The organism is Longimicrobium sp. (assembly GCF_036554565.1).
Taxonomy (GTDB): domain Bacteria; phylum Gemmatimonadota; class Gemmatimonadetes; order Longimicrobiales; family Longimicrobiaceae; genus Longimicrobium.
In genome coordinates this window covers 1-7,256 of sequence record NZ_DATBNB010000836.1, presented here as the reverse complement: position 1 = coordinate 7,256, position 7,256 = coordinate 1, and the positions used below count along the sequence as shown (strand labels likewise).

The following is a 7,256-nucleotide window of genomic DNA, read 5'->3' as shown; positions in this document are numbered from 1 at the left end:
ATGGAGCTCGACGTCTTCCTGGCCGGCGCGCGGGGCTCGTCGGTGAACCTGCGCTTCGAGCGGGAGCGCTCCGACGGCACGCGGGTGAGCCTGGACCGCGCCGTCCGCCGCGAGCGGGGCGACGACGAGACGGCGGTTCCGGTGGCGGAGATGCTGGACCCGCAGACGGGGTACGTGCGCCTGACCACCTTTTCCAATGAGCGCGCGGCCGAGGACCTGCGCGCGGCGCTGGGGCGGCTGGAGGGGCAAGGGATGCAGCGGCTGCTGCTGGACCTGCGCGGCAACGGCGGCGGCCTGGTGAGCGAGGCGGCGGGCATTGCGGGAATGTTCCTTCCCGCCGGGGCCACGGTGTACATGTCGGAGGGCCGCAAGGCCGAGGTGCACGACAGCGTGGTGGTGCGGCGCTCGCTCTTCCGGCGCGAGCGCCAGTACCCCATCGTGGTGCTGGTGGACGAGGGAACGGCCAGCGCCTCGGAGCTGGTGTCGGGCGCGTTGCAGGACCACGACCGCGCGCTGATCGTGGGCCGCCCCACCTTCGGCAAGGCGCTGATGATGCAGGGCTTTCCGCTTTCCGACGGCTCGATGATGATGCTGGTGATCGGCCACATCAAGACGCCGTGCGGGCGCGTGGTGCAGCGGCAGTACCGCGAGGTGCGCGCCGCCGACTACTACCGGATGGCGCGCGCGGAGCGCGACACGGCGGGGCTGCCGTCGTGCAGCACGGCCGGGGGCCGCAAGGTGTATGGCGGCGGCGGCATCTATCCCGACGTGGTGCTGGATGAGCCGGAGGCCGCGCCGGCGTGGCTTTCGCGCCTGGCGGAAACGGCGGTGCACACGCGCTGGATCGGCGGGTACCTGACGGAGAACGCCGGCGCCTTCACCACCGCCGCCGCGCTGGCCGCCAACCCCCGGCTTCCCGCGGGGGCCCTGGCCTCGTTCCGCGCCTTTGCCGGCCAGCAGGGGCACAAGCTTCCCGCCGGCGACGAGGCCGACCGCGCGCTGGAGCGCATGCTGCTGCGCCAGATCGCCGGTACCCGCTGGGGGAGCGCAGGGTTCTACCGCGTGGACGCGGCGCTGGACCCGCAGATCGCCCGCGCGGTGGCCGAGTTCGCGCGCGCCCAGCAGATCCTGGGCACCGGCCAGTAGATCTCGCGAGCATCCGATGTGAAGCCGGCCCTCTCCCGACGTGATCGGGGGAGGGCCGGTTCCGTTGGGCCGACTTGGGCTGCCCGGCTGCATAGCCGACCCGGCACGGGCGACTGAAGTCGCTGCAACAAACACACGAAGTCCGCCTGCGCGGACTGGCTTGCCTGGGTGTGTGGGAGGTCGGTGTGGCGCGTCCCAACTCCGCACGGCAGGTCCGGCGCGCGGGACCGGCCGGTGCACGGCCGAAGGTGTGTGGCGGATTCCCTCAGTCGCTGCGGAGTTCGTCGCCCGGGCAGGGGATCGCGAGGTCGCTCCATCGGGATGACAGGCGCGCACTCCGAGTTCTGAGAGGGCGCAGACGTCGCCTGCACGCACGCCGGGCCATGCGCGATGTCATCCCGATGGAGCGGCCACGGCCAACCCAGCCCGCACATCGTGGACGGCAGCGACTGAGGGCTCCGCCACGCATTTCAGGAAACGCCCCGCTCCGTCCGTCTCACCGAAGTCAATGCCGTTCTCGCGATCGAGAAAACAGACGAACAGGCTTCGGCGCATCCCGTGTCTGCCGATGGAGAGCGCGCGGTGTGTGGCGGATCCCTCAGTCGCTGCGGAGTTCGTTGCTTGGGCAGGGTATCGGGAGGTCGCTCCATCGGGATGACACGCGCGCGCCGCCGAGTGCGACGGAAGGGTGGGATGGGACGAAGAAGCCCTCTCCCGGGTTCCGGGAGAGGGCTTCTTCGCATCCGTTCCACTCGTGCTTCAGAGCCCGAGCATCCGGTCCACGCGTGCCTCCAGCGAGGGCTTCGTCGAGCCGGCGAGGGCGCTTTCCAGCAGGTCGGCCAATTCCTCGGCGAAGTCGTCGGGGCGGCGGCGGGCGATGCGCACCAGGGGGGCGAAGGCCAGCAGGATGGTGCGCGGCGTGTCGTCGTCGTCGTTGTCGCCCTTCCACGAATCCGACTGCCACGCCTCGCCCCCCTGCTGCCACGGCTCCAGGCTGGGCTCGGCGTCCTCGATCTCGTTCGGCACCATCCCCTCGGGCAGCGCCTCGACGGGGATGGTCAGCCCCACCATCGCCTGGATCTCCTGCGACGGGTCTTCCGGCTCCTCGGCCATCAGCCCCAGCCGCACGGGGCCGGTGATCACCTGGTGAAGGATGTTCACCGTTTCCGGGGGCAGAAAGGCGCGGAACGACGGGCGATCGTTGCCCTGGGCGAAGAACGCCATGGGAATCAGCCCCGAGTCGTCGGAAACCAGCCCCTCGGCCTCCACTTCCTTCATCTCCAGCTCGATGGGCTCTTCCCGCAGATAGACGTGCATGGTGGTTCAACCTCTAATGGGGGCCGTGTCCCGTCCGTGGCGGCTTCGGCATTGTACCTGATTTCCGGATAGGCACTGGTACACTCCATCCCGCGCAGGTTCCGGTCCCCGCCGGGGTCAATCCGCGGCGGGCGCGGCCACCGGCGCCGGGGTCGGCTGGATTCCGAAGGTCAGGAACAGCGTCCCCAGCACCAGTACGGCGCTCGTCCAGAAAGGTGCGGCGGTGTTCACGTGATCCCACGCCCACCCCGCCCACAGCGGGGCCAGCACGCGCGCCGCCCCGCCGAAGCTCTGCTGTACGCCCATCATCACCCCGCGCTCCCGCGGGTCGATCACCTGAGACAGCAGCGCCGTTACGCAGGGAAAGGTGAACGCCGTCCCCAGCGGCATCAGCGTGATCACCATCACCAGCACCACGTGGCGGAACTCCAGCTCATACACGGCGGGGACGGCGATGCGCAGCGGACCCGGCGCGCCGCGCACGACGGCCCAGATCGCCACCGCGCCGGGGACGGCGATGAAGGCCAGCAGCTTCAGCCGGTCCGGGCCGCGCACCCTGCGCGTGCCCCACGCGACGGCGGCCAGGAGCAGGGCCACGAGCCCGCCGACCAGCGCCAGCGGGTCCAATCCCCCGCGCCACCCGGAGCCGGGCAGGTTCACCGTCGTCCTGCCGCCCACGCGCCAGGTGAGGGGGAGGAGGAAGAGTCCGGCCCCAAGGAGCATCTGCCCCAGCCGCGCCAGGCGGGCCTCGCCGAGCGCATCCACCATCCTGCCCAGCAGCAGCGCGCGGATGATCACCGAAACCACGCCCGTCCACATGAACACGTAGCCGATGGACTGTTCCGTGACCTCGAAGTGGTGGGACAGGAACAGGGCCAGCGTGGAGGTGAACCCGGCGAAGGCGCCCATGCCCACGGCGTAGATCCAGATGAGCCGCGGGGCGGGCTGCGTGGGGTTGGCCATGACGTGGCGAAGCATTTCGCGCGACCGCGCCGGCCTGCGCGCGGACCCGTCGCGCGCGCTGCCGACGTGCGACTCGGTGAGGAACATCCACGCGAACGCCATGTTCACCAGGCACAGCCCCGCCGCCAGCAGCCCCGGCGTGGCGCGGCCGAACCCCAGGCTGGCGGAGCCCATCACCGGGCCGATGGCCACGCCGGCGTTGGTGGCGGCGCTCAGCCATCCCAGGCTCTTGGCGCGGTCCTTGGGCTCCGTCGCGTCCGCCACGTACGCCTGCACCACGCCCACGGTGCCGCCGCCCGCGCCCTGGACCAGGCGCGAGAGCAGGAGCAGCCAGAGCGACGAGGCGTAGGCGAAGACGACGTACGAGATGGCCGCCGCGCCCAGCCCCACCAGGAGCGCTGGGCGCCGGCCGTAGCGATCGGAGACGCGTCCCCAGAGCGGGGCGCTGACGAGCTGGGCGAAGGAGAAGGCGGAGACGAGGATGCCCACCCACAGGCCGCCGCCGCCCAGGTCTTCGGCGAAGAACGGCAGCAGCGGGATCACCATCAGGAGCCCCACCATGTCGACGAACGCCGTGATCATCAGTACGGCGAGCTTGCTCACGGGCCTCTTCGTCGATCGGTGGGACTGCTACGGGCTCAGGACCGGGCCAACGTACCGGCGGGGCGCGGCACCGTCAACGATGCGCCACGGGTCTTCACCGCTCCACCGCGACCACGGGATGCTCCGCGCCGGGGCGCAGCCATGGATCGAAGAAGTTCCAGGTCGTCAGCCCGTCGTCGCTTTCGGGGTCCAGCAGATAGACGGCGAGCGTGCCCAGCGGCTGGGTGGTCGAGACGAGGAACGATCCCGCGGGCGCCGTCCGCTCCACCGGCTGCCATCGCCCGCGGACGCTCAACTCGTTGTGCCCCTGGAAGGGGCGGGGCGCACGGGCGACGGAATCCACCACGAACGCCCGGCCGCGCACCCGCCGTCCGGCCGATAGCGTTTCGACCATGATGCCGTGCCGGCGCAGCAGGGCGACGGCCTCCGTCTGCGCCGCGTCCAGAAGATACGCGGCGGGCGGGGTGCGCTGCAGCGTGGGATCGAAGCGGTCGTACACGGGCATGCGCAGCGTGCGGAAGCGGCCCGTGCGCCGGATGCCGGGGTGCACGCCCGGCTCGTCCGGGACGGAGTCGGGATCGCTTTCCAGGATCTCGGCCAGCACCTCGCCCATGTACGGCGACCGCGTCAGTTCGCTGCGCACGGGCACCGTCGCACCGGCGGGCGCCTCTCCCGTCACCGCCATCACCTCGCCGGAGCGTTCCGCGACGAGCGACAGGAGTTCGGAGACGAAGGCGTACGTCGACTTGATGCGCCGGTCGAACGGGTCGTGCGAAAAGGCCTCGCCCAGCACCGACAATCCGCCGCGTAGCCCGTAGTAGTTCGTCCCGAAGCGGGGGCGGTGGTCGTACGAGAACCATCCCTCGCGCGTGCTGTCGGTGTTGACGTCCGCGCCATACCGCAGGGAGAAGTTGCCGTAATCGAACGTCTCATAGCTGCGGCGCTCACGGACGCGGCGGCGCAGCTCCGGAAGCAGGCGGTCGCGCGTGTACGCCGCCGCCGCGCCCGACGCCGGGTTCAGCGACGGCGAGTAGGTCAGCGCGTAGCCGTGGTAGCTGCCGTCGGTCGTGTGCAGGTCCACGATCAGCTCCGGCGCCCACTCGCGGAACAGCGCCAGCGCGCCGCGCGTTTCCGGCGCCTCGGCCTTGATGTAGTCGCGGTTCAGGTCCAGCCCCTGCGCGTTCGGGCGCTGGCCCACCATCGCCGGGCCGTTCTGCTCCGAGCGCTGGCGTTCCTGCGGGCCCATCGCCTCGTTGCCGTCGGCGTTGTAGATGGGCACCACCACCAGCACCAGCGAATCCAGCACGTTGGGCCGGGCCGATAGCGTCAGGTCGCGCAGCAGGGCCTGCAGCGCTTCCTTCCCCTCCACCTCGCCCGCGTGGATGTTGCCCTGCAGATAGACCACGGGCCGGCCGAGGCGCCGCGCCTCCTCCGCGGTGCGCACCAGCGGACGCGACGCGACCACGTACGGGATCACGCGCCCCTCCGTGGACGTACCCAGCGTATCCACGTGGATCGCGGCACCGCGCATCCGCAGCGAATCCAGAAAGCCGACGACGTCCGCGTAGCTGGAGGTCTGCGCGTAGCCGCTGCGCTCCGGCCGGGTGAGCGGACCGGCGGCCGGTGCGGGACCCGTCGACCGAGGGGGCGCGCAGCCAGCGGCGACTGCCAGCAGGGCGAGGGGAGCGAATTGGCGGAGGGTCATCGGCGCGACGGAGATGGGGATCATGCGGCGGCGGACGGGACGACGTCCCAGGTGACGAGTTCGAAGCGAGAGCCGGTAAAACGCTGGCGCAGAACGCGGAGCGCCGACTTGCGCGCCTCGTCCTCCGTGTCTGCGGTGACGGCTACGGTGCCCTGCACGCGGTAGCGGATGCGGAACTCCTCCACAATCCGCGAGCCGCCCTCCGAACGCGCCACGTCCAGCACGGCGATGGTGGCCTCGGGCCAGAGGGCGCGGAGCTCCTTCTCTACCTGGTGCTCCGCGTCCGCCAGCCCGTAGGCGGCGAGCTCCACCCGCCCCGCGCCGCGAAGGGCGACGAGGTGCTGCACCGTCAGCCCGGGTCCCGGATGATGATGGTATCGCGCGGCGCCGGCCGGGTGCGCCCCGTGTCGGGCTGCGGCTGGGGCTGCGGCGGATCCGGAAACGGGATGGACGGCACCGTGTCGAGCGGCCCCGGCACTGGCTGCACCTGCGCGGTGGAAGCCTGCTTCAGCTGTTCCAGCAGCGCGCTGGCTTGGTCGCGCTCCCCGCCCGCCTGGGTGACCTCGATGAAGCCTTCCAGCGCCTTGATGGCGTTCAGCGTGTCGGCCATCCGCAGGCGCGCCTCGGCAAGGTGGCTGTACGGCAGGTCGAACCGCCGGTCCATGCGGATGGCGCTCTCCAGCAGGGGCACCGCGTCGGCGTAGCGCCCCAGGCGAATGAGCGCGGCGGCGGCTTGGTCGCGGTACTGGGCACCCTGCACGCCGTCGGGTGCCAATTCCATCGCCCGCTGCGCGTACACCAGCGACGAATCGAACTGGCCGATGCGGTAGTGCCGCTGCGCCTCCAGGCTCATGGCCAGCGGATCGGTGGAGTCCACCGAATCCGGCCGGACGCTGTCGCCCTGGATGCTGTCCGCGGCCAGCGGGCGGTCGCCGCCTCCGCCGCCACCCGACAGCGCGAAGAACGCGGCCGCCCCCAGCACCGCCACCAGCAGCACCCAGACCAGCGGATGCACGCCGCGGCGCGCGGCGGGCTCGGCGGCGGGGCGGCCGCGGGGCCGGTTGATCACGGGCTGCGTGTACCCCGGCTCGGGTGTGGGCTCGGGGCGGGGGATGGCGCCATGCCGCGGCGGCGCCATCATGGTGCGGTCCGCGTCCGCCATCCCCCCGCCGATGCCCGCGACCATGGTGCGGTCGTCGTCCATCGGCACCCCGTCGAGCATGGTGCGGTCGTCGTCCATCGCAAGCGCGCCCGCGCCGGGAAGGAGGGCGGCGGCGGGCGTTTCGCCCACGCGCCGCAGCGGGCCCTCGAGGGCGTCGGCCATGGCGCCCGCGTGGGGAAAGCGGTCCGCCGGGTTGGAGGCCAGGGCGCGGCGGATGATGGACTCCACCTCGTCCGGCACCCCCGGGTTGCGGGCGCGCAGCGAGGGCGTGGGCACGTCCATGCCCGCGCCCATGCGGCTGCGGTCGATCTCGGTGAACGGGCGGTCGCCAGACAGCAGCTGAAAGCCCACCGCGCCCAG

The 7,256-nt window shown here is 71.8% G+C and carries 5 protein-coding genes and 1 pseudogene; 1 reads left to right on the top strand and 5 read right to left on the bottom strand.

Annotation, left to right across the window (positions count from 1 at the left end):
• Window positions 1–1,146 (top strand): S41 family peptidase (locus tag VIB55_RS23650; RefSeq protein ID WP_331879145.1); only part of this gene is annotated, 1,146 nt, incomplete at its 5' end.
• 759 nt (window positions 1,147–1,905) lie between these two features.
• Here the strand turns inward: VIB55_RS23650 and VIB55_RS23645 are convergent.
• From VIB55_RS23645 to VIB55_RS23625, 5 genes and pseudogenes are all read right to left on the bottom strand, one after another.
• Complete coding sequence (locus tag VIB55_RS23645) at window positions 1,906–2,463, bottom strand: hypothetical protein (RefSeq protein ID WP_331879144.1); 558 nt, start codon at window positions 2,461–2,463, stop codon at window positions 1,906–1,908.
• A 117-nt stretch (window positions 2,464–2,580) separates the two neighbouring features.
• Window positions 2,581–4,029, bottom strand: coding sequence for an MFS transporter (locus VIB55_RS23640; protein ID WP_331879143.1), 1,449 nt, complete (start codon window positions 4,027–4,029; stop codon window positions 2,581–2,583).
• Window positions 4,030–4,123: 94 nt separating this feature from the next.
• Complete coding sequence (locus VIB55_RS23635) at window positions 4,124–5,758, bottom strand: M14 family zinc carboxypeptidase (protein ID WP_331879142.1); 1,635 nt, start codon at window positions 5,756–5,758, stop codon at window positions 4,124–4,126.
• Window positions 5,755–6,081 carry a hypothetical protein gene (locus VIB55_RS23630; RefSeq protein WP_331879141.1) on the bottom strand — a complete coding sequence of 109 codons (327 nt, stop codon included), beginning with the start codon at window positions 6,079–6,081 and terminating at the stop codon, window positions 5,755–5,757. The genes VIB55_RS23635 and VIB55_RS23630 overlap by 4 nt, the downstream gene beginning before the upstream one ends.
• 2 nt (window positions 6,082–6,083) lie before the next feature.
• Window positions 6,084–7,256: pseudogene (locus VIB55_RS23625) on the bottom strand (hypothetical protein); the annotation flags it as partial.

Bases quoted from the DNA above. Each gene is read 5' to 3' on its own strand.
- VIB55_RS23635 (WP_331879142.1), bottom strand. From the start codon at position 5,758: ATGATCCCCATCTCCGTCGCGCCGATGACCCTCCGCCAATTCGCTCCC.
- VIB55_RS23645 (WP_331879144.1), bottom strand. From the start codon at position 2,463: ATGCACGTCTATCTGCGGGAAGAGCCCATCGAGCTGGAGATGAAGGAA.